The sequence below is a fragment of the Cystobacter fuscus DSM 2262 genome, from assembly GCF_000335475.2.
Taxonomy (GTDB): Bacteria; Myxococcota; Myxococcia; order Myxococcales; family Myxococcaceae; genus Cystobacter; species Cystobacter fuscus.
In genome coordinates, this window is sequence record NZ_ANAH02000020.1 from 1 (window position 1) to 21,390 (window position 21,390).

Consider the following 21,390-nt stretch of genomic DNA (forward strand, 5'->3'; position numbering starts at 1 on the left):
CGTGTGCGCCAGGCAAAGCTTGGGTGAGGAGGAAGCGATGTAGGAGCGGAAACTTCACGAAGGGACCCTGCGGGTTCAAACCCCGCCCGGCAAAGGAGGCCACCAGCCGGAAGCGAGTCTTGCGTGGTGCCGGGGCAACCCGGGCTGCGAAGCGTAGACAGCGAGTATGTGGGCCGCGTGATTGAGCCTCGAAAGATCTGAATCGTCGCGAGAGCCGACGCCGTACGAGTAGCGGAAGGCAGCAGCCCAGGGCCGAAACAGGCCAGGTCCTGGGGTCTCGCCGGGGTCTGAGAGCGGGGCACGCAGACAAGAGGGTCCTCCAGGAACCTGGGAGGTGCTGACGACTCCACGTCGAAGTGGCCGGAGGGCAACCGGAAGAAAGCCCAGGCCCGAGGGAGATGGGCGCCCGACTCCCGCGGGAGCGAAGGACGGGTGGCGGTGGTAGCGCGCTGGCGAAGGAAACGAAGCCGGGCGTGAAGGTCGTCAGGAAGTCGGAGTGCCTCGTAGTACCGCTGAAGCAGGGGAACGCACCCGGGCGGACCCTGTGGAGGGAAGGGGGCACCGGAACATGGAACCGAGGGAGGGAAAGATGGTGGGGACACCGAGCCCTACAACCGTCTCAACGAAACTCCAACGGATAGCGACGCTGGCGAGCAGCTCATCCAGCGCAGGGTGCGAGAAGGGGTGTCACCGACTCGCAGCGAAACCATGAGCCGAGGAGCCGGATGCGGGAATTCTGCACGTCCGGATCTGTGGGGGGCCGGGGTGGGCAACTGCCCCGGTCTACCCGACAGGGGATGCGGCGCCAAAACGAGTTCTTTGACACCTTCCGTGGGACACCTTCCGTGGCTCCTATGCAACCCAGCTGGGTAGCGCGTTAGGGCTCTACGGCTCGTGGCACCGGTTGTTGCTTCGCGCCGGGCAGGTAGCACTTACCCTGGTACTCAGCCTGATCCTCCTCGCAAGGAGGTTTGTGCGCGAGTTCGGCCCAGCAACCGCCATTAATCTCCACGATGCTCTTCTTGCGCGGGCAGGGTGGCACTGCCTGATTGCGAAAGGGCTTCTCGGGCAATGGATAGCCGAGCACTGCCTGTGCGTCCAAGTTTCCAAAGTACACCAGTGATTGAGCCTCTTGCTGGATCTGCTCCTCGAATGAATCGTTCCGCTCAGAGGGCGCATGGGGGCGCGTCAGCAGGCATCCGCTCAGTGCCAGGGCGAGGCCCGCGATGACGTGCCCTCTCGCCTGTCGCGAGTTCGGAAGGGCGGGTCGATGGGGCTGCGACTGCAACCCGTTCAGCCCCGGTGCCAGATGGGCGCTGATCCCGGCATTGTCCTCCACGCGGGTGAGCGCGGCGGAAGTGAGCACGAACACGTCCGCCAGTTCCGTCATGGGCACTGCCATGGGTGCTCCGTTCACCAGCATGGTGATGGACGCGGGGGAGGGCTCAATGGGAGAGGCCTCACAGACGACAATCACCTCCCAGAGCCCCGAGGGTTGCCATTCCACCCGGTCGGTAGGATACAGCCGCAGGGCGGGCATGCCCGTCTCTACGTGCCACGCTTCGTGGAGTCGGCCGAGGTCGGGTTCCACCTCTTCATAGCTACGGCCGAGTTCGAACCGCCCCGACCTATTTTCCTTGCCGTGCGTTTCGTCCGCCACGAGTGTCCCCTGTGAGGTCACCGCCCAGTCAAGCTGGCTCAACCATACAAGTCAAGTGAGGAAGGATACCTTGTTGGGTCCGGGAGCCGTTGGGGGGCGCGCGGAAAAACAAAACCCCGGCACGCCTGAGGCGCCCGGGGTTCTCACCGCATCTCTCTGTGCGTCGGGGCGCTACTGCGCCGGGAAGAGGTTGTCGATGGAGAGGTAGCGCTCGCCCGTGTCGTAGCAGAAGCACAGCACCCGGCTGCCATCCGGAATCTCCGGCAGCTTCTGGCTCACCGCCGCCAGCGCCGCGCCCGAGGAGATGCCCACGAAGATGCCCTCCTCACGCGCCGAACGCTTGGTGAACTCGAACGCCGCCTCCTCCGCCACCTGGATGGTGCCGGTGAGCGCCTCCTTGTGGAGGTTCTTCGGGATGAAGCCCGCGCCAATTCCCTGGATGGGGTGGGGCGAGGGTTGGCCACCGCTGATGACCGGCGACTTGCTCGGCTCCACCGCGAACACCTGCAGCTTCGGCCAGTGCTTCTTGAGCTCCTCGGCGCACGCGGTGATGTGACCGCCCGTGCCCACGCCCGTCACCAGGTAGTCCAGCCCCTCGGGGAAGTCCTTGAGGATCTCCTGCGCCGTAGTGCGCTTGTGCACCTCGATGTTCGACTCGTTCTCGAACTGCTGCGGCATCCACGCCTTGGGGTTGGCCGCCACCAGCTCCTGCGCCTTGGCGATGGCGCCCTTCATGCCCTGCGCCCGCGGCGTCAGCTCGAAGGTGGCCCCGTACGCCGCCATCAGTCGCCGCCGCTCGATGCTCATCGAATCGGGCATCACCAGGATGAGCTTGTAGCCCTTCACCGCCGCCACCATCGCGAGCCCGATGCCCGTGTTGCCCGACGTGGGCTCGATGATGACGCTGTCCTTCTGGAGCACGCCCCGCTTCTCGGCGTCCTCGATCATCGCCAGCGCGATGCGGTCCTTGATGCTGCCGCCCGGGTTGGCCCGCTCCAGCTTCATGTACACTTGGACCCGCGAGGGAAACAGCCGGTTGATGCGCACGTGCGGCGTGTTGCCAATCGTCTCGAGGATGTTCTGGGCCTTCATGGGTTCGGCTCCTCCAGGAATGATTCCGTTAGCCTAGACGAATATCCGCCATATCAGATGTGGTATTCCAGCTCATCGAATTCCGTCTTCCCCTGGCGGGCGCGGACCTCGCTGCGGCGGGTCACCATGGACTCAGGGGGGATGCTCTGGGTGATGAAGGCGTTGCCGGCGATGACGCTGCCACGGCCCACCACGGTGTCGCCGCCGAGGATGGTGGCGTTGGCGTAGATGACGACATCGTCCTCGATGGTGGGGTGGCGCTTCTTGTCCGCGAGGCTCTTCTGCACCTGGAGCGCGCCCAGGGTGACGCCCTGGTAGATGTTCACCCGGTCGCCGATGATGGTGGTTTCGCCGATGACGACGCCGGTGCCGTGGTCGATGACGAAGCGCCGGCCGATGGTGGCGCCGGGGTGGATGTCGACGCCCGTGCGCTGGTGGGCCAGCTCGGTGAGGAGCCGGGGCAGCAGGGGGAAGCCCAGGCCGTGCAGGGCATTGGCCAGGCGGTAGATGGCGATGGCGTAGAAGCCCGGGTAGGTGAGGATGACCTCGTCCACGCTGCGCGCCGCCGGATCCGCCTCGAAGATGGCGTCGGCGTCCTGGCGCAGCCACTCGTAGATTTCCGGCAGCGCGTCCATGAAGCGCTGGGGGATGTCGTGGGTGGACACGGGGTAGCGGGGCGCGAGCGTGTCCAGCACGCGCGTGAGCACCGCCTCGACCCCCGCGACCTCGGAGCGCACACCCACGGTGCTACAGTCCAGACGCTGGGCGAAGTGGGGGAAGAGCAGCGCCAGCACCTTCTCGATGAACTCGGGCGCGGAGGCACGCACGTCCGGAGGGAAGCAGTGGCGCTGGCGCGCCTCGATGAGCGTTTGGATGAGCCGAGCGTTGGGTTCCGCCATGGGCCGACGAGACTAACCACGTCCGCCGGGGCCCGCCATGGCTCAGCCGCGCGTGAAGCGGACGCGGATGGGCGGAGAGGTGGCCAGGTAGGGCCGTCCCTCGGCGTCCAGGGCGGCGTCGAAGCGCACCTCCCGGGCACAGGCGAGCGCCGCCTGCCCGAAGCCATGGCCGGGATCCGACAGCAGCGCGGCCGAGGTGACCCGGCCCTCCGGGGTGACGACGACACGCAGGACGACCGTCTGCTCGTCGATGCGCAGGGCGTCCGCCTCGCGGGGCCAGGGGCAGCTCCAGTTGCGCGCGGGCAGTTGCACGGACCGGGCCCTGCCCGGGGAGGCGGGGCCCGGGGCCTCGGCGGCCGAGCCGGGGACGGCCTTCGTGGAGCGTCCGTTGGAGGCCGTCACGCCTCCGGCATAGCGCTCGGCCGAGCCGCTCACGATGTCGAAGCCCGTGAAGTCCAGGGGCGCCTCGGCGGCGTCCACGGCGACGACCGCGGCGGCCTGGGCGGGCTCGGGAGGTGGGCTGGGGGGCGTGTCGCGCGGGGGCGCCTTCGCGGGCGCGGGGGCGCGGGCCACCCGGGGCGCGGGAGCCGGCGGGGGAGTCGGCGGAGGCGGGGCGGGAGGCGCCGGGGGATTCAGGTCCACCACGTGCTCCACCTTGATCGACGGCTTGGGCTCGACGCGGGGGGCGGGCGCCGACGTCGAGGGCCAGGCCCGCCAGGCGAGCACCCCCGCGGCGCCATGGAGGACCACCGTCGCGAGAACCGCTCCCGCGAGGATGCCCGGGGGCCTCGTCCGCACGGGGCCCAGGATGATGGACGCGATGCTCTCCTCAGGGCTTCGCACGCTCGTCTCCCTCGCTCGCCGCCGGGGGTTGCACCGTGCCGAACGCCACCCGGGTGAGACCCGATTCCTTCAGTCGATCGAGCACGGAGATGACCAACCGGTGGGGAACGGAGCCGTCCGCCTGGATGACGGCTCGCAGCTCGGGATCCCGGGCGAGCGCCTCCTGGGTCTTCTGCTTCAAGGCTTCTTCCGGTGTCACCTGACCATCCACCCACAGCTGGCCGTTGGCGGTGATGGAGATGGCGAGCACCGTCTGCACCTGCTCGCTCTGGGAGGCCTGGGGCAAGTCGAGCGGCAGGGCGGGGCTGTCGACGAGCTTCGTGGTCACCATGAAGATGACGAGCAGCACGAGCATGATGTCGACGAGCGGGGTGACGTTGATGCCCTCGATGATGCCGCCGCGGGGTTGGGTTCCACCGGCCATGGCTACACCACCCCTCGCGCGTGCTTGGGCTCGCGGGCGCTGGCGTGAAGCGGCACGTCCGTGGGGGTCTTCTCCTCGGCGCGCTCGCCTCCGGCGCTGCCCTGCTCGCGGGCGGACAGGTAGGCCAGCACGAGGTTGGTGAGGGCCTCGGCGTCCGCGAGCATGCGGGTGATGCGCCGCTGGAAGTAGTTGTAGGCGGCGACCGCGGGCAGGGCGACGCCGATGCCCACGGCGGTGGCCACCAGGGCCTCGGCGATGGCGGCCATGACGGCGTTGGAGGCGACCTGGGGCGTGTGGCCGCCCGCGCCGCTCGGCGCGTGGCCCAGCGCCTCGAAGGCGAGCAGCACGCCGATGACGGTGCCGAACAGCCCCACGAAGGGGGCGTTGTTGCCCAGCGTGCCCAGGTAGGCCAGCCGGTTCTCCAGGACGGAGCGCTCGATGGCCAGCGCGCTCTGCATGCCCTTGTCGGCGGCCATCAGCCCGCGGGGGGCGAGCCGCAGCCCGGCGCGGGCCACCATGGCGCCCAGGGACGTGCGCCCCTCGAGCTTCCCGAGCGCTCCGGCGAAGTCCCCTCTGGCCAGCGACGACTCGAGTGTCTGGGTCAATTCGCGCAGGCCGTCCTGCTTGCCCCGGAAGACGAGCCAGCGCTCGACGATGACGCCGAAGCTGGCCAGGGACAAGGCGAACAGCAACCACAACACCCAGTTGGCCCCCCACTGCACGAAGACGTTCTTGATGATTTCAACGATAGGCATCTTCGTCGTCCTTCGCCTTCAAGGCTCGCGTGGGGGCCGTGGGGGAAACGGGTTGCTACTCTAGTCTCAAAGGATTGGGACTAGCGCAACTGGAGGAAGGAGAAGGCCACGCCCGGGGCGGTGATCGTGGGCTTGCCCTTGTCGCCCAGCAGGTGCAGGGTCGTGGACGTGGAGCCGGTGGCGAACTCGGAGTAGAGGATCTGATTGTCCGCCTCGTAGAGGAAGGCGCTGCCCGTGGTGGCCGGGAAGCCGTCCTCCTTGGTCGCGGTCCAGGTGCTGGTGTCCACCTTCCACCACCCCCAGCCGGCGCCGCTCGCGAGGAGGCGGGCGCTGCTGAACGACGACTCGGGGGCGAGGCTCTCATCCAGCACGCGCACGTACGTCGTGCCCTGGGGGCCCGGGATCAGGGCGCCCGTGACGGCGCCGCCCGCCAGCGAGTTCAGAGGCTTGTAGAAGGAGGTGTCGAACTGGAGCGTGTCCGGGTTGAACTTGAGCAGGCAGGGCTCCGGGTTGGTGTCCTTGCCCAGCCGGTGCGCCGCCGAGCCGTACGCTTCCGTCGCCAGGTACACCTGACCATCGGCGCCGAACACGCTGCTGTGCACGTAGCCGCACCGCTCGTCCGTCACGACGGTGGCCGTGTCGGTCCGCGTGTCGATGGCGACGACGCCCGCCTTCTTGATGACGACGCCGGCCCGGGTACGCCAGCCCACGGGCATGATGATCTGGTTCTCGCGGCGCGAGGGCGACGGCGAGAAGACGAGGCTCGCGCCCTCGACGGTCAGGCCCTCGAGCTTGATGGCCTTGATGACGGACATGTCCGTGGGGTTCCAGACGATGGCCTGGGAGGACGTGCCGTCGAAGTAGTAGGCCTTGGTCGCCGAGATGAACTGGAAGTTGCCCTGGTACTCGCCAATCGAGCTCACGCCCTGGTTGAGGAAGTCGACCTGGCCGTTCTGCTGCAGCGTCCCCTTGTCCGACAGGGTGTAGCGCGTGATGGTGGAGCCATCGTCCAGACCCACGTAGATGGAGCCCGTCTTCGGGATGCCCACGCCGAGCGCGCGGCCGGGAATGGCGATGGCGTTGTCCAGCGAGAGCGTCGCGGTCTGGTCCACCTTGTTCGTCAGGACGATGTAGCTGGTGGGCTCATCGGCCCCGAGGACCTGCGTGGTGAGGGCATACCGCGGCCCGGTGCCGTCGTCGGGGTTGTTCGGGGTGGTGGGCTCCGGATCGCAGCCCGCGAGGAGGGACAGGGAGAGCGCCGTGGCGGCGAGGCACGAGGAGCGGAAGAGTGGGGTTCGATTCATGAGACTGCCTTTCTGCGGGTTGAAATCAGATCAGTGTTCCACGGTGAGCTTGGCGAAGATGCTTCGCCCGGGGCGTTGCACACCGAAGAAGTCATACGCGGGCGTGTCGGTCAGGTTCTGCACGTCGACCGTCCAGCCCATCGTCCAATTCCAGGCCCGGGTGACATAGGAAAGCGCCAGGGATTGGAGGAGCTGAGAGGGAATCTGCAGATCGGGGTTCACGAGGCCCACGCCCTCCCAGGCTCGGGAGAAGGTGTGGACGTAGCGCACGTGCCAGGTGAGGGACAGCTCGTCCCGGGCACTCATCAAGCCACTGGCCTGGAGGCGGGCGGTGCCATTGGCTTGCAGGTAGGGACGGTTGGGAATGCGCTTGCCCGTGAAGCCTCCAAAGGCACCCTCGCGCGAGGTATTGCGCAGATCCTGCCAGGTGACATTCCCATCCAGGGAGAGGTACTGCCCGGGTGACGTCCATCCCGCCGAGCCGGCGGCGCCCAGGGAACGCGCCGAGAATACGTTCTGATAGGTGAAGTAGCCCTCCCGGCCCACGAGGGTGATGAGCTGGTCCGCCAGCCGGCCGAAGCCCACCACGCTGGCGCGGAGCGCGCCCACTCGAGAGTCCGGGGCGTCCAGCGCGAGCTCGAGATTGAAGTTGTGGCTGCGCTCGGGATTCAGGTCCAGGTTGTCGGCGATGAGAGCGCCATCTCCGAAGATCTCGTCCGGGCGGGGCAGGCGGATGGCGTACTCATAGGAGGCCTTCGCGGTGAGCTCCCGGAGCAGACGCAGGCGCACGCCGTCACCCACGCCCAGGCCGTGCATGCTCCGTCCGATGGGCGCGAAGGATTGATCGGGCATCAGCCGCTGAGCATCCGCCACCTGGAGGTAGTCCTTGAGAAAGACGATGTTCTCCAGGCGATCGTCCAGGGCACCCAGGGTGTATTCCAGACCGCTGACCAGGGAGAGCAGGTTGCGGTCGGCGGAGAGGGGGTCCACCTGTCCCAGGGCGCGCGTCCGCAGCTCCTCGCCCGTGCGGCCCACCGCGGTGGGCGCGAGCGACAGGCGGAGCGTGTGCTCCGCCGTGGGGGTCCATCCGAACGTGAGCCGCGCGAAACCAGTGTGCTGGTTCACTCGCTGCTCGACGGGCCGCGAGAACAACTCTCCTGGCTGGGTCCGCGGCTGGCAGCTGCCCAGCCAGTTATAGGAGCACGTGCCAATGTCATCCAGACGCGTGCGCCGCGAGACGTAGCCCGCAACCGCATCCACCGAGAATCCCCCGGAGAAGAGCTGCTCGTAGCGCAGGGTGGCACCGAGGGAGTTCTCCCCGCTGGTCGCATCCCCGTAGGGGACCGTCATGCTGGGGTTGCTCTGCAGTTCCTTGTCGCTCCCAGTCACGAAGGCGCGCAGCAGCAGGCGCCGGGCCCAGGGCTTGTCGACGAAGCCCGCCTCGAGGCTGGCCCCCCTGGCCGCATAGGCATCATGGAAGCGGTAGACCCGCCGGGGCTGCGGCCGCCCGAAGGCATCGCCGACCTTGGCGATGACGGAATAGTCATTCTGGGTGCTATCGACAAAGGCATTGGCCCGGAGGAACAGGCCACTCGGCTCGTGCAGGTGCCTCCCGCTCACCGTGAGCCGGTGCGTGTCGAAGGAGCCCAGCTCGTAGGACGCGGCTACACCCGTTCCGCGCACCATCTGATCCGTGACGAGCTGGACGGCGCCTCCGAGCGCATCGCTTCCGAAGCGGATGGGGACGATGCCCTGGTAGATCTCCACCCGCTGCACGAGGTTGACGGGGACGTTGGCGAGCTCCGGCCCATAGCCCGCCAGCTCCAGCGGCACCCCATCCACGAAGAAGCGGATCTGCTCGTCCGTGAGTCCGGCGAGCGAGAAGCGTGACCGGCTGCCGAGTCCTCCCGAGCGGCGCACGTTCACGCCCTCGGTGCGTGACAGGGCCTCACCCATGTCGGCCGCCTCGCGCTTGATGTTCTCGGTGTCGATCACCTGGACCGACTCGGCGGACCGGCGCCGGCGCTCTCCCTCGGACGGACCCTGGACGGTGACCTCGATGGGCTCGTCCGAGCCCGCGGGCGGCGGCGGGGGCGCCGGTGGGGTGGGCTCCGGAGGCGGTTGGAATTCGTAGGTATAGAGGATGCGCGAGGGCATCGGCGTGCCGTTGCGCCGTGCCGGCTCGAAGCGCATGCGCAGCGCCGCCTCGTGCGCCGCCTCGTCGAAGCCGTGCCCGGCCGGCCCCACCACCTCCGCCTGGGTGACCTGGCCCTCCGCGTCCAGCGTCAGCCGCAGGACGACCTTCGCCTCCAGCCGCTCCTCGAGCGCCTGGGGCGGGTAGGTGGCCTCGGCGGACTCCTTCAGCTTCGGCGCCTCGAGCGCGGGCGCCGCCGGTGTCGCTTCCTGTGCTCGGGACACGCCCGTCCCCAACAGCCCCGCCACCAGCAGTGCTGTCCCCACGCCCCGTACCGTTCCGCTCCACAGGCGGAATATGAAAATGGTTCTCATTCTCATTTTCGGGGCGGTGTTAGGCGTGATCCGGGGCGGTGTCAAGGCGGTTGGGGGTTCAAGCGGCCTGGGCGTGAGGGGCGGGGAGCGCGCGGAGGTGCTCGGCCACGACGAAGGCGAGCTGGAGGGCCTGGTCGGCGTTGAGCCGGGGATCGCAATGGGTGTGGTAGCGCAGGGGGAGATCGCTCTCGGTCACCTCGCGCGAGCCGCCCAGGCACTCGGTGACGTCCTGTCCCGTCATCTCCAGGTGGAAGCCACCGGGGTGGACGCCCTCGGCGGAGGCGATCTGGATGAAGTGGCGCACCTCCGAGAGGATGCGGTCCAAGGGCCGGGTCTTGTAGCCGTTGCCCGCCTGCAGCGTGTTGCCGTGCATCGGGTCGGTGGCCCAGACGACGGGGCGTCCGTCGCGGCGGGTCGCGGCCATGAGCCGGGGCAGCCGATCGGCGATCTTGTCCGCGCCGAAGCGGCCGATGAGCGTCAGCTTGCCGGCAATGGCCTCGGGGTTGAGCACGTCCATCAGCCGCAGCAGATCGTCTGGCTCCATCGTGGGTCCGCACTTGAGGCCGATGGGGTTCTGGATGCCGCGCATGAACTCCACGTGGCCCCCGTCGAGCTGCCGCGTCCGCTCGCCGATCCACAACATGTGGGCCGAGGCGTCGTACCACCCGCCCGTGGCGGCATCGAGGTGCGTCTGGGCCTCCTCCACGTTGAGCAGCAGCGCCTCGTGACTGGTGTAGACGTTGCGCGGGTCCAGGCTCGGAGCCTGCCGCTCGGGGTGCGCGCTTCCCCAGCGCTGGAGCGCCTCCAGGTCCGCATGGCGCTCCTGGATGAAGGCGCGCACGAGCTCCATCGTGTCCGAGCATTGCCGCCAGGCGAGCAGCAGGCGCTCGGGGTCCGGCGTGCGCTCGGCGAGGGTGAACGCCATGCCGTTGATGTTGTCGCCGCGGTAGGCGGGCAGGGTGATGCCATCCCGGGTCTCCACGGGGCTGGAGCGCGGCTTGGCGAACTGGCCCGCGATGCGGCCGACGCGCACCACCGGACGGCCTCCGGCGAACGTGAGCGCCACCGCCATCTGGAGCAGCAGCCGGAGGGTGCCGCGGATGTTGTCGGGCGAGAACTCCTTGAAGCTCTCCGCGCAGTCACCGCCTTGCAGGAGGATCGCCTTGCCCTCGGCGACCCGGCCGAGCGCGTCCCTCAAGCGGCGGGTCTCCTCGGCGGATACCAGCGAGGGCCGCCGGGACAGCTCCTCCTCGACCCGCGCCAGGGCGCGGGGATTCGGATAGTCGGTGGGCATGTGCTTGAGGGGCCTGTCCCGCCAGGAACGAGGGGTCCAATTTCGATTCATCACAGGAGCGCCATTACCAGGGTGAGAACGGGATGAAGAGGACGAGGGATTCATGGTCGTGGCAGCAGTCCCCGTGCCACGCAGTCATTCAGATAGCGGTCCATCAGGGCACGGTCGGGGGAAGGGCAGGAGACACCGCTCTCGGTGAGGCTTCGGGTCAACTGTTCGCAACGGATGCGTCCCAGTCCGAAGGTGGCATCCGCTGAGCCCGCGCGCAGATCGAAGAACGCCATCGTGGCGCTGTTGTCCGCGCTGTCCGCGCGCCGGGCGAGGCGCTCCCTCCACTCGGGAAGAGGGCACGTGTCCACCCGGTAGCCGTACGCGCGCACCCACTGGAACACGTCGCTCAAGCGCACGTCCGGGTGGGGGGCGAGGTTGAACACCGGCCCGCTCCGGGACACCAGGGACAGGCGCACGATGGCGCGCGCCACGTAGTCCACCGGGGTCCACGTCTCGTGGACGTCCATCTGGGGAAGCACGCCCGCGGGGATGCCGGCCAGCAGGATGCGCCAGACCAGGTCCTGCGGATTGACGATGCCCGTGCTGGACGCGCCCACCACGCGGCCCAGGCGGTAGACGGCCACCGGCAGACCGCGCTCGCCGGCCTGCTGCACGAGTCTCTCGGCGATCCACTTGCTGCGCTGGTAGCCGTCGAGCAGCCCCGGGTGGGCGGGGACGAAGTCCTCGGGGACCTCGGGCTGGAGGTTCGACGGGGGCGCCACCGCGAGCGTCGAGACGTAGTGCAGGGGCTTGGGCCGCACGGCGGCGGCCAGCCGCAACAGCTCGCGCGTGCCGCCCACGTTCACCGCCTTCAGGCTGCCGTACTCGCGCACGACGCTGACCACCGCGGCGTTGTGGTAGACGACGTCGCACTCGGCGGCCAGTCCGTGGAAGCGCGTGGCGCCCAGTCCCAGCCAGGGCTGGCTCAGGTCCGCCGGCAGCGCGAGCACCCGCTCGGCGAGGCCGTCGGTGGCGAGCCCCTGGCCCACCAGCGCCGTGCGGATGCGCTCCATCGCCTGGGCCTCGTCCCGGGCGCGGACCAGGCAGACGATCCGCGCGTGCGTCTGGCGCATCAACTGGTCGAGCAGGTGCGCGCCCACGAAGCCGGTGGCGCCCGTCAGCAGCACCTGCCGCGGCGGCGCCTGGGACACGGGGTTCTTGTCATGGGCGAGCGTGCTGGGGACGATCTCCTCGGGCAGCTCGGCGTCGGCGAGCATGGCGGCGGTGAGGCCACCGGCCTGGACCTGGGTGCCCGCGCCGTGCTCCAGCGCCTGGGCCAGTCCCGCGGCGGTCGGATGGCGGAACACCGTGGCGACGGGCACCTCGCGACCCAGGGCCACGCCGAGCCGGTTGGCCACCTGGATGCTCTGCAGCGATTGTCCGCCCAGCTCGAAGAAGTCGTCCTGGGCCGTCACCCCGCTCACGCCCAGCACCTGCTCCCAGATGGCGAGGATCTCGCGCTCCAGGTCGGTGGCCGCGTCGGCGACCGGCGTGCTTCCCTCGGTGGCCATCTTCCGGCGCAGCTCGGCGCGGTCCACCTTGCCATTCGAGGTGCGCGGCAGCCGCTCGGAGAAGACGAAGGCCCCTGGCACCATGGGCGCGGGCAGGGCCCCCAGCAGATGACGGCGCAGCTCCGCCGCCGTGGGCGCGGGCGAGGTGGCGACGACGTGCGCGCACAGCCGCCGCGTGCCTCCCGGCAAAATCTGGCCGACCACCGCCGCGTCCTTCACCCCCAGCAGGCCGAGCAGCACGGTTTCGATCTCGGTCGGGTCGATCCGGTGTCCGCTGATCTTGAACTCGTCATCCACGCGGCCGACGAACACCAACTGTCCGTCCTCGCGCAGCCGGGCCGTGTCACCGGTGCGGTAGGCTCGCGGACGGCCGGGCAGTTGTCCGAGCACCGTGAAGCGCGCCGCGTCCAGCTCCGGGCGTCCCAGGTAGCCGCGCGCGAGGCCGCCTCCCAGCAGGTACAGCTCGCCCTCGGTGCCCGGAGCGGCGGGCCGCCCATTCTTGTCGAGGAGCGCCGCGCTCACTCCCGGCAGCGGGCGGCCGATGGGCACTTCGTCGGAGTCGCCTTCCGCCTGGGGGCCGCTGAGCGTGGCGACGGTGGCCACCACGGTGGCCTCGGTGGGGCCATAGGTGTTGAGCAGTTGCACCCTGGGCCCCACGGCGGTGCGCCAGCGGGCGACCCGCTCGGGCAGCGCGGCCTCTCCGCCGATGATGACCGTGCGCACGGAGGACGGCAGCGCGAGCCCGCCCGTGGAGACGCTGTAGGCCAGCTCGTGCCAGAACGCCGTGGGCAGATCCAACACGGTGATGCCGGCGGCGGTGCAGGCGTCGAGCAGCCGGGGCACGGACTGGAGCATCTCGTCGGTGCGCAGCACCAGCCTCGCGCCGGCGCACAGGGTCAGGAAGATCTCCTCCACGCTGGCGTCGAAGTGCAGCGGGGCGAATTGCAGCACCCGGTCCTCGCGGCGCACGCCGTAGCGCGCGGTCGCTCCCGCCACGAAGTGGGCCAGCGCGCCCCGGGTGATCTGCACTCCGTTGGGCTGTCCCGTCGAGCCCGAGGTGTAGATGACATACGCGAGGCGCTCCTCCTCGCTCCGGGGCGTGGACGGGGACGGCTCGCGCGAGGGCTTCTCGTTGCGCCGCACGGCCAGACCGCCTGGAGGCTGTGGCTCGGCCTTGGCCTCCGGGGTCTTGGCGGTGGTGACGATCAGCGCGGGCGCGGCGTCCTCGAGGATTCCGAGCGTCCGGGCCGACGGCCCGAAGGGATCGAGCGGCAGATAACCCGCGCCGGCGAACAGCACGCCCAGGCTCGCCACGATCGCGTCGATGCTCCGGGGCACCATCACCGCCACCGGGGCGTCCGGCCGCGCCCCTTCCGCGACGAGCCGCTCTCCGAGGGCCCGGGACGCCGCGAGCAGCTCGCGGTAGCTCATGCGGTACGGCCCGTGCTCCACCGCCACCGCGTCCGGTTGCTCACGGGCGCGCTCGGCGAGCAGCTCCAACACCGGGCGCGGGGCGCACGGCAGCGGCTCGCCCGCGATGAGGGCGGACGTTGCGGAGGCGGCCTCCGTGCTCTCCGGACCGTGGCCCGCGTGCGTGGACGAGGCGAGGGAGAGGAGTTGGGCGAGGGGCTGTTGGGGCGCCGCGCTCAGCGTGGCCAGCACCTGGAGGAAGTCGCGCTGGTGGGCCTCCAGCTCGTCGGCGCCGTAGCAGGCGGGGTTGGCGTCGAAGTCGATCCGTGGCCCACCGCCATCGGCGCGGGCGTACACTCCAATGGACAGATCCTCCACGGGGCCGGCGGAGATGTTGTGCGCGATCCCCGGCATGCCCGCGAAGCGCAGGCCGTAGTCGAACGGCATGATGTTGACCACCGGGCCGAACAGCCGGCGCTGTCCGCCCACCATCTTCAGGTCCCGGCGCAGTTGCTCGTAGCGGTAGCGCAGGTGGGGCCGGATGGCGCGCATCTCCGCCGCCACGCCCCGGGCCAGCTCGAACAGTCCCTGCTCCGGCCTCACGGGGACGCGCAGTGGCACGATGTTCATCGCCATGCACGGCACGCGCAGCGCGGCGGAGCCGAGCCGAGACATCACCGGCAGGCCGAGCACCACCTCCGGCGCTCCCGTCTTCTGGTGCATCCAGGCCGCCGTGGCGGCGAGCACCAAGTCCGGCCAACCCAGGCCCTCCTTGCGCGCCGCCTCCTGGAGCCGCTCCGCCTCACCCTTGTCCAGGTGACGCGTCTGGCGGACGAAGCGGGGCGACATGGGCTCGGGCCGGGCCAGGGTCACCGGCGTGGGCCGATCGGCCAGGCGCTCCATCCAGAAGGCCCGGTCGAGCGCGTACTGCGGCCCGTTGCGATAGGCGGCGTCCTCCTCCACCACCGGACCCAGGCGGCGGAAGCCCTCGGGGACGGGACGTCCCGACACCTTCGCGGTGTACAGGTCGGCCACCCGCCGCGCGAGCAACGAGAAGCCGAAGCCATCCATGGCGATGTGGTGGACGCGCTGGAACCAGAAGAAGCGCTCGGGCGCGGCCTGGAAGAGCGCTTGGGTGAAGAGCGGACCCTGGCGGAGATCCACCGGCCGGGAGAGGTCGGCCCACATCCACTCGAGCGCCGCCGCCCAGGGATCCCGGGCGCCGCGCAGATCGATCCGGTGCAGCTCCCAGTCCGAGGACAGGTCGGCCACCTGGACGGGCCCCTCGGCGCCGGGCACGAAGCGCATGTGCAGGGCCTCGGCCTCCCCCACCGTCTGGCGCACCGCGGCCTCGAAGAGGGCCGCGTCCACGGGTCCCTGGATCTCGATGCACTCGCCCGCGTTGTACACGGCGCTCTGGAGGTCGAACTGCTGGCCCGACCAGATTCCGTGCTGGGCCGCGGACAGCGGCAGGATGACCTTCTGGGTGTCACTCATGATTCGGTCCTCGGGTGGAGAAAGGCGCCCGGCTCGGTGGGGGAGCGGGGATCAGTGCGTCGTCACGGACTCGGGCGAGCGCGAACCCGAGGTCAGCAGCGCGTACCAGTCGGTCAGCGTCGGACGCTCGGCCAGCTCCACGAAGGTGATCTCCGCGCCCTTGCGCCTCCAGCGCTCCACCAGGCTCATGATGCGGATGGAGTCGAGTCCCCGGTCGAGCAGGTTCTCGTCTTCACCGAGCTCCGAGGGCGGTTGGACCAACAGCTCGGCGACCTCCTCGCGGACGCTCTGGGGGGTGAACGCCCCCTCGCCCACCGGCCCCAGCATCTCGATGACCCGGTCGGTGACGGTGGTGACGGCGCACAGCTTCGCCGCGTAGTTCAGCGCCATCAGGTGCTGCTCGCGGGAGAAGTCCCCGAGGGCATCGGCGACGAGGAACGGCTGGATCTCGCTCATGAAGCCATCGCTCGCCGTCTGCAGGCAGCCGATGTGGGCGTAGATGCCGGTGATGATGAGCTGATCGCGGCCCTTCTCCTTCAGCAGGTCCATCAGCCCCGTCCTGCGGAACGCGCTGTAGCGCCACTTGGTGAGGTGGATGTCGCCCTCGGCGGGCTTCAGCGCGTCGATGATCTGCTCCGGACCCGGCTCGGCGGCGATGCCCATGCCCCAGAAGTCCAGCAGCAGGCCGCGCTGCTCGATGCTCTGCCCGCCGGGCTGGGCGGAATACACCACGGGGATGCCCAGCGCGGCGCAGTGCTGGCGCAGCCGCTGGATGTTCGCCACCAGCTCCGTCACCGGCGACTGGCCGGCCGTGAAGGCCTTCACGAAGTGGTTCTGCATGTCGTGGATCAACAGCACCGCGCGCTTGGGATCGGGCGTCCACGACACCTTGTTCTGGGGCAGCTCGGCCGCGCCGGGCATGGTGTAGGGGGCAATGGCGGGAAGGGCCATGACGTGACTCCTGGAGAATCGAAAGAGGGAAGGGGGAAAGAGCGTGTCGAGGGGCTAGGTCCTGGAGCCCAGGCGGGCGGCGAGCGCTCCGCGCAGGTCCTTCTTGCTGACCTTGCCCACGCCGGTCTGGGGGAACGAGTCGACGAACTCGATGCGGTCCGGAATCTTGAAGGCCGCCAGTCCGCGCGAGCGCAGGAAGGCGTTGAGCGCGGCGGGGGTGGGGGGCGTCTTCTCGCGCGGGATGATGAACGCGCAGGTGCGCTCACCGAGGAACGTGTCTGGCATGGCGACCACCGCCACGTTGTGCACCGCGGGGTGCGCCAGCAGGTGGTTCTCCACCTCCTCGGCCGCGACCTTGTCCCCGCCCCGGTTGATCTGATCCTTCGCGCGTCCCTCCACCACCAGGTCGCCCTGGGCGGTGACTCGCACGAGGTCTCCCGTGCGGTAGAAGCCGTCGGTGGTGAAGGCCCGCGCGTTGTGGACCTCGGCCTTGTAATAGCCCCGGATGGTGTAGGGGCCGCGCGTCAGCAGGTGGCCCGTCTCGCCCGGAGCGACGTCGCGGTCCTCATCGTCCACCACGCGGATTTCATCGGCGGGGGAGATGGGGCGGCCCTGCGTGGTGGAGATGCGCTCCTCGTCATCGTCCAGCCGGGTGTAGTTGACCAGGCCCTCGGCCATGCCGAACACCTGCTGGAGCGTGCACCCGATGGTGGGACGCACCCGCTTCGCGGCCTCGTCGCTGAGCCGGGCCCCGCCCACCTGGAGCACTCGCAGACTCGACAGGTCATGCCGCCGCGCCTGGGCGGCCTCCAGCCAGATCATCGCCAGCGGGGGCACGAGCGCGGTGATCGTCACCCGCTCGCGCGCGATGAGGGGGAAGGCCTCGTCGGGGCTGGGGTTGAGCGCCATCACCACCGTGCCGCCCGCGTACAGCGTGCCGAGCGTGCCCGGCGAACTGAGCGGGAAGTTGTGCGAGGCGGGCAGCGCGCACAGGTACACGCTCTCCCCGTCGAGCTGGCAGATCTCCACGCTGCCCCGCAGGCTGTAGATGTAGTCGTCGTGCGTGCGCGGAATGAGCTTGGGCACGCCCGTGCTTCCGCCCGAGAGCTGGAAGAAGGCCACGTCGCTCGGGGCCGGGCCGGACAGCGCCACGGGCTCGGCGTACAGCCCGCTCAGCGCCTGGAACGGACCCGCGTCTCCCACGACGATCACATGCCGCAGCGTGGGCACCGAGCCGCGCACCTGCTCGGCCAGCGTGCGGTAGTCGAAGCCCGAGTGCTTGTCGGGGATGATGTAGGCGACGGCCTCGGTGAACTCGCAGAAGTAGCCAATCTCCGCCTGGCGGTGCGCCGGCAGCGCGAACACGGGCAGCGCGCCCAGGCGGAACAGCGCGAAAATCACCTCGAGGAACGCGCCGATGTTGGGCAGCTGCACCACCACCCGATCCCTCGGACGGATGCCCAGGGCGTGGAAGCCGGCGGCGAGCTGATCCACGCGGGTGTCGAGCTCCCGGTAGCTCAGGCGCTGCGTTCCGGCGACGAGCGCCGTGCGCTCGGGGTGGCGCGTGGCACGATCCCGGAGCAACTGACCGAACGTCTCGCCGCGCCAGTAGCCCGCCTCGCGGTAGCGCGCGGCGAACTCCTCGGGCCACGGGCTGAAACCCGGCAGGAGGTCCTTTCCGGCCGTGCTCACGGCTGCACCTCGGCGCCCTGCCCGAGCCCCATGGCCTGGAGCATGGTGCGGAACTTCGCCTCGGTCTCGGCCAGCTCGGACTCGGGCGTGGAGCCCACCACGATGCCCGCGCCCGCGAAGAGCCGCAGCGTGCGCTCGTCGGCCTCGGCGCAGCGGATGGTCACCGCCCACTGCCCGTCACCCGTCGCGTCGCACCAGCCCACCGTGCCCGTGTAGAAGCCGCGATCGAACGGCTCGATGGAGCCGATGGCCTCGTGCGCCAGCCGGGTCGGGAAGCCGCACACCGCGGGCGTGGGGTGCATGGCCGCGGCCAGGGTGAGCGAGGAGATGGAGGGATCCTTCAGCTCGCCGCTGATGCGGCTGGACAGGTGCCACATGGTGGGCGTGTGGATGAGCGAGGGGCCCGCGGGCACGTCCAGCGTCTTGCAGTACGGGCGCAGGGCCTCGGCCACCGCGTCGATCACCACCGCGTGCTCGTGGAGATCCTTCGGGGAGGCCATCAGGGCGGAGGCGCGCCGCTGGTCCTCGACGGGATCGGCGCTGCGCGCGGCCGAGCCCGCGAGCGGGTTGGCGAGCACCTGGAGTCCGGAGCGGGACACGAGCAGCTCGGGGCTGGCGCCGATGAGCGTGCGGCGGCCAGCGGAAGAGCCGGGCTGGGTGGGCAGGTCCACCGCGAAGGTGTAGCCCGCGGTGTTGCGCTGGGCGAGGTTGCGCAAGAGCTGGGTCAGATCGATGGGCGTGGGGGTGTCCAGGTGCAGCGAGCGCGAGAGGACGACCTTGCGCAGGGGGCTGCTGCGCATCAGCTCCAGGGCCTGGGCGACGCCGTGCAGGTAGGCGGCGGGCTCGGGCACGGGGCGCACCGTGTAGCGCGCGGTGGAGGAGGGGCGCGCGGGCGAGGCCGTGTCGAACGAGAGGGGCCCGCCGCGCTGGAACGTCATGGGCACCACCAGGTGGGAGGACAGCGAGCCGTCGAAGGGCACCGCGCCCACCACCACGGGGATGTCATGCCCGGAGTCGCGCGCCTCGTTGAGTACCTTGGTCACGTGCTCGGGCAGGCGCTGGAGCGCGTCCGGGCCCTCCAGGGGCGGCACGGTGGCGAAGGTGCCGCGCGTGAGCAGGGTGCGCTTGGGCGAGGCGAAGAAGAACGAGGAACCCGCTTCGTAGCTGTCGAGCAGTTGGGTCGCCAGTGTCTGGGCCATGGGACGTTCGGACATGGGGGTCTCCTTGGGGGATGCGGACATGGCGCCTAGGCGCCCAGGGTGGCGCCGCCATCGACACACAGGTCGTGCAGCGTGATGTGGCGGGCGCGATCGGACACGAGGAAGGCCACCGCCTCGGCGATGTCCTCCGGCGTGGCGATGCGGCGCAGGGGAATGCCCACGCGGAACGTCTCGGGAGCGCCGGCGATGACCGCGCTCGCGCCGTTCTCGTCCGCCCACAGCAAGCGCTGCATCTCCGTGTCCGTGGAGCCGGGGGACACCACGTTGCAGCGGATGCCGTGCTGGGCCAGCTCCAGGCCGAGGCACTTGGTGAACATCGTCGAGGCGGCCTTGGAGGCGGCATAGGCGGCCATCTGCATGCGCGGCACGCTCGAGGCGTTGGAGCCCACGGTGACGATGGCGCCCGACTTGCGCGGCACCATGCGCCGGGCCACCGCGCGCGAGACGTGGAACACGCCGTGGGTGTTGACCGCGAACGTGGTCGCCCAGTCCGCGTCCGACAGCGTCAGCACGGAGCCCATGCGCAGCACGCCCGCCACGTTGACCAGGGTGGTGATGGGGCCCAGCTCGCGCTCGACCCGCTCCACCACCGCCTCCACGGCGGCCGCGTCACTCACGTCCGCCACGTAGGCCTCGGCCCGGCGGTCACGCTCGCGCAGCCCCGTCACCAGCGCCTCCAACCCCGCTTGCTTCGTGTCGAGCGCCGCGATCGCGGCCTCTCCCGCCAGCGCGCGGGCCACCGCCGCCCCAATGCCTTGCGCCGCTCCCGTCACCAGCGCCACCTGGGCTTTCGTCCCCATCCGGGCCTCCTCGTGAGAACTTGAAAATGAGAATGGTTCTCATTATCGTTTTCGGGGCAGTCTCCTCCCATGCCTTGACGTGGCTTGTCAAGAGAAGGAGGGAGAGGTTCTCACGGAGAAGGGGACCTGCGAGGTCGTCCCGCGCCTTTCCGGGTGGAAAGTGGGAGGGACGTCCGAGGTCATGTTCGCGTCATGCCCGCGAGGCGCACGAGGCGCCCCGGGCACGAGGGGGTTCAGCTGTTGAGCATCGGGTGGCCCTGGTGCGCGACGAGCAGGTCATGCATGTCGTTGGCGTGCTCCTCCTCCTTGGCGAGGATCTCCTCCAACAAGCGCCGGGTGGTCGGGTCATGGTTGGCGAAGTAGCGGATCATCTCCTGGTAGGTCTGGATGGCGATGCGCTCGGCGATTAGATCCTCGCGGATCATCTCCACCAGGTTCTTGCCCTGGATGAACTGGCTCGCGCTGCGTGTCAGCAGACCCTCGGGATTGAAGTTGGCTTCGCCGCCCAGTTGACTGATGCGCTCGGCGAGCAGCATGGCGTGGTCGTTCTCCTCCCGCGCGTGCTCGAGGAACTCCGCCTTCACCGACTCGCTGTTGATGCCTTGCGCGGCGACGGCGTGCGAACTGTAGCGCAGCACACACACGAGTTCGGTGGCCAGCGCCTCGTTGAGCACCTTGACGGTGAGCTGCACATCCCCCTCGTAGTCCTGGGTGAGGGCACCTTTCTCCAGGTGCTCTCGTGCCCGGCGGCGGATCTCCGTGATGTCGGTCAGGAATGGTTGGGTATTGTCGGACATGGTGGGTCTCCCTTGATGAACCTGGGCTTGCTCCACCACGTTGAGCACGGCGCCCCGCAACACCCATCCCGGGGAGAGCATTCAAGAGGGCACGAGGCTCGCTCGGCTGCTTCCTCACCGGGCGGCCGTCAGGCGGTGCGTGGGCCCCGGGCCTTCACAGCCACAGGCGCCAGAGCAGGCCCAGGCGGGTGGTGTAGCCGACGGAGGCGCGCTCGATGTGGCCGTCCGCGGAGATGAAGAAGGTGGTGGGGAACTGCTCGAGGGCGAAGGCGCGCATCGCCTCGGAGCCGCCGAGCAGCACGGGGTAGTCCACGGCCTGCTCCCGGGCGAAGCGGCGCACGTCCGCCTCGTCCTCGTAGGCCACCGCCACGGAGAACACCTGGGCGGAGTCTCCCACCATGCCCTGGAGCGCGGAGAGGGTGGAGGACTCGGCCTTGCACACCCCGCACCAGGGGGCCCAGAAGGAGAGCACCACGGGCTTGCCCCTCAGCGAGGACAGGCGCACCGGCTCGCCGCCGGAGAGAGGGCGCAGCACCAGGTCCGGCGCGGGCGCCCCCGTGGGCAGGTGGCGCGTCTGCCAGAGGCTCACCCCGGTGAAGAGCAGCGCCAGCAGCAACACGTCCATCAGCAGGCGCGTCCCCGCGGGGCGGCGCATCCGGTTCCAGAGCCGCCCGAGTCGTGT

16 protein-coding genes are annotated in these 21,390 nt (G+C 69.8%); all 16 read right to left on the reverse strand.

Annotated elements, in window-relative coordinates; translation table 11 throughout:
• Positions 1-877: 877 nt before the first annotated feature.
• Entirely contained in the window at positions 878-1,660 is a 783-nt protein-coding gene (locus D187_RS29420; RefSeq protein WP_076606255.1) for a hypothetical protein, read from the reverse strand.
• Positions 1,661-1,831: 171 nt separating this feature from the next.
• Positions 1,832-2,752 carry a cysteine synthase A gene (gene cysK, locus D187_RS29425; protein ID WP_002643384.1) on the reverse strand — a complete coding sequence of 307 codons (921 nt, stop codon included), beginning with the start codon at positions 2,750-2,752 and terminating at the stop codon, positions 1,832-1,834.
• Between the two features lie 53 nt (positions 2,753-2,805).
• Positions 2,806-3,651 carry a serine O-acetyltransferase EpsC gene (epsC, locus tag D187_RS29430; RefSeq protein WP_002643385.1) on the reverse strand — a complete coding sequence of 282 codons (846 nt, stop codon included), beginning with the start codon at positions 3,649-3,651 and terminating at the stop codon, positions 2,806-2,808.
• A 42-nt stretch (positions 3,652-3,693) separates the two neighbouring features.
• Positions 3,694-4,494: an energy transducer TonB family protein gene (locus D187_RS29435; RefSeq protein WP_002643386.1), complete on the reverse strand. Its 801-nt coding sequence runs from the start codon at positions 4,492-4,494 to the stop codon at positions 3,694-3,696.
• Positions 4,481-4,918 carry an ExbD/TolR family protein gene (locus D187_RS29440; protein ID WP_002643387.1) on the reverse strand — a complete coding sequence of 146 codons (438 nt, stop codon included), beginning with the start codon at positions 4,916-4,918 and terminating at the stop codon, positions 4,481-4,483. The genes D187_RS29435 and D187_RS29440 overlap by 14 nt, the downstream gene beginning before the upstream one ends.
• A 2-nt stretch (positions 4,919-4,920) precedes the next feature.
• Positions 4,921-5,673: a MotA/TolQ/ExbB proton channel family protein gene (locus tag D187_RS29445; protein WP_002643388.1), complete on the reverse strand. Its 753-nt coding sequence runs from the start codon at positions 5,671-5,673 to the stop codon at positions 4,921-4,923.
• Between the two features lie 80 nt (positions 5,674-5,753).
• Positions 5,754-6,977 (reverse strand): DUF4374 domain-containing protein, encoded by a 1,224-nt coding sequence (locus D187_RS29450; RefSeq protein ID WP_002643389.1) that lies wholly within the window; start codon positions 6,975-6,977, stop codon positions 5,754-5,756.
• 30 nt (positions 6,978-7,007) lie between these two features.
• Positions 7,008-9,485: a TonB-dependent siderophore myxochelin receptor MxcH gene (mxcH, locus tag D187_RS29455; protein WP_245591859.1), complete on the reverse strand. Its 2,478-nt coding sequence runs from the start codon at positions 9,483-9,485 to the stop codon at positions 7,008-7,010.
• Between the two features lie 58 nt (positions 9,486-9,543).
• A complete protein-coding gene (locus D187_RS29460) occupies positions 9,544-10,833 on the reverse strand; it encodes a 3-deoxy-7-phosphoheptulonate synthase class II (protein WP_020918361.1) in 1,290 nt (429 codons plus the stop codon).
• 47 nt (positions 10,834-10,880) lie between these two features.
• A complete protein-coding gene (gene mxcG, locus D187_RS29465) occupies positions 10,881-15,248 on the reverse strand; it encodes a myxochelin non-ribosomal peptide synthetase MxcG (RefSeq protein WP_002643392.1) in 4,368 nt (1,455 codons plus the stop codon).
• A gap of 51 nt (positions 15,249-15,299) precedes the next feature.
• Positions 15,300-16,199, reverse strand: a complete 900-nt coding sequence (locus D187_RS29470; protein ID WP_002643393.1) for an isochorismatase family protein — start codon at positions 16,197-16,199, stop codon at positions 15,300-15,302.
• Positions 16,200-16,253: 54 nt separating this feature from the next.
• A complete protein-coding gene (locus D187_RS29475) occupies positions 16,254-17,891 on the reverse strand; it encodes a (2,3-dihydroxybenzoyl)adenylate synthase (protein WP_002643394.1) in 1,638 nt (545 codons plus the stop codon).
• Complete coding sequence (dhbC, locus tag D187_RS29480) at positions 17,888-19,105, reverse strand: isochorismate synthase DhbC (RefSeq protein WP_002643395.1); 1,218 nt, start codon at positions 19,103-19,105, stop codon at positions 17,888-17,890. The genes D187_RS29475 and dhbC overlap by 4 nt, the downstream gene beginning before the upstream one ends.
• 32 nt (positions 19,106-19,137) lie before the next feature.
• Complete coding sequence (locus D187_RS29485; RefSeq protein ID WP_002643396.1) at positions 19,138-19,911, reverse strand: 2,3-dihydro-2,3-dihydroxybenzoate dehydrogenase; 774 nt, start codon at positions 19,909-19,911, stop codon at positions 19,138-19,140.
• A gap of 233 nt (positions 19,912-20,144) precedes the next feature.
• Positions 20,145-20,708: a ferritin-like domain-containing protein gene (locus D187_RS29490; protein WP_043432071.1), complete on the reverse strand. Its 564-nt coding sequence runs from the start codon at positions 20,706-20,708 to the stop codon at positions 20,145-20,147.
• Between the two features lie 154 nt (positions 20,709-20,862).
• Positions 20,863-21,363: a TlpA family protein disulfide reductase gene (locus D187_RS29495; RefSeq protein ID WP_002643398.1), complete on the reverse strand. Its 501-nt coding sequence runs from the start codon at positions 21,361-21,363 to the stop codon at positions 20,863-20,865.
• Between the last annotated feature and the right edge of the window lie 27 nt (positions 21,364-21,390).

Coding starts and splice junctions, on each gene's coding strand:
- mxcG (WP_002643392.1), bottom strand. CDS start 15,248: ATGAGTGACACCCAGAAGGTCATCCTGCCGCTGTCCGCGGCCCAGCAC.
- D187_RS29485 (WP_002643396.1), bottom strand. CDS start 19,911: ATGGGGACGAAAGCCCAGGTGGCGCTGGTGACGGGAGCGGCGCAAGGC.
- D187_RS29495 (WP_002643398.1), bottom strand. CDS start 21,363: ATGCGCCGCCCCGCGGGGACGCGCCTGCTGATGGACGTGTTGCTGCTG.
- D187_RS29440 (WP_002643387.1), bottom strand. CDS start 4,918: ATGGCCGGTGGAACCCAACCCCGCGGCGGCATCATCGAGGGCATCAAC.
- dhbC (WP_002643395.1), bottom strand. CDS start 19,105: ATGTCCGAACGTCCCATGGCCCAGACACTGGCGACCCAACTGCTCGAC.
- D187_RS29445 (WP_002643388.1), bottom strand. CDS start 5,673: ATGCCTATCGTTGAAATCATCAAGAACGTCTTCGTGCAGTGGGGGGCC.
- epsC (WP_002643385.1), bottom strand. CDS start 3,651: ATGGCGGAACCCAACGCTCGGCTCATCCAAACGCTCATCGAGGCGCGC.
- D187_RS29490 (WP_043432071.1), bottom strand. CDS start 20,708: ATGTCCGACAATACCCAACCATTCCTGACCGACATCACGGAGATCCGC.
- cysK (WP_002643384.1), bottom strand. CDS start 2,752: ATGAAGGCCCAGAACATCCTCGAGACGATTGGCAACACGCCGCACGTG.
- D187_RS29470 (WP_002643393.1), bottom strand. CDS start 16,199: ATGGCCCTTCCCGCCATTGCCCCCTACACCATGCCCGGCGCGGCCGAG.
- D187_RS29450 (WP_002643389.1), bottom strand. CDS start 6,977: ATGAATCGAACCCCACTCTTCCGCTCCTCGTGCCTCGCCGCCACGGCG.
- mxcH (WP_245591859.1), bottom strand. CDS start 9,485: ATGAGAACCATTTTCATATTCCGCCTGTGGAGCGGAACGGTACGGGGC.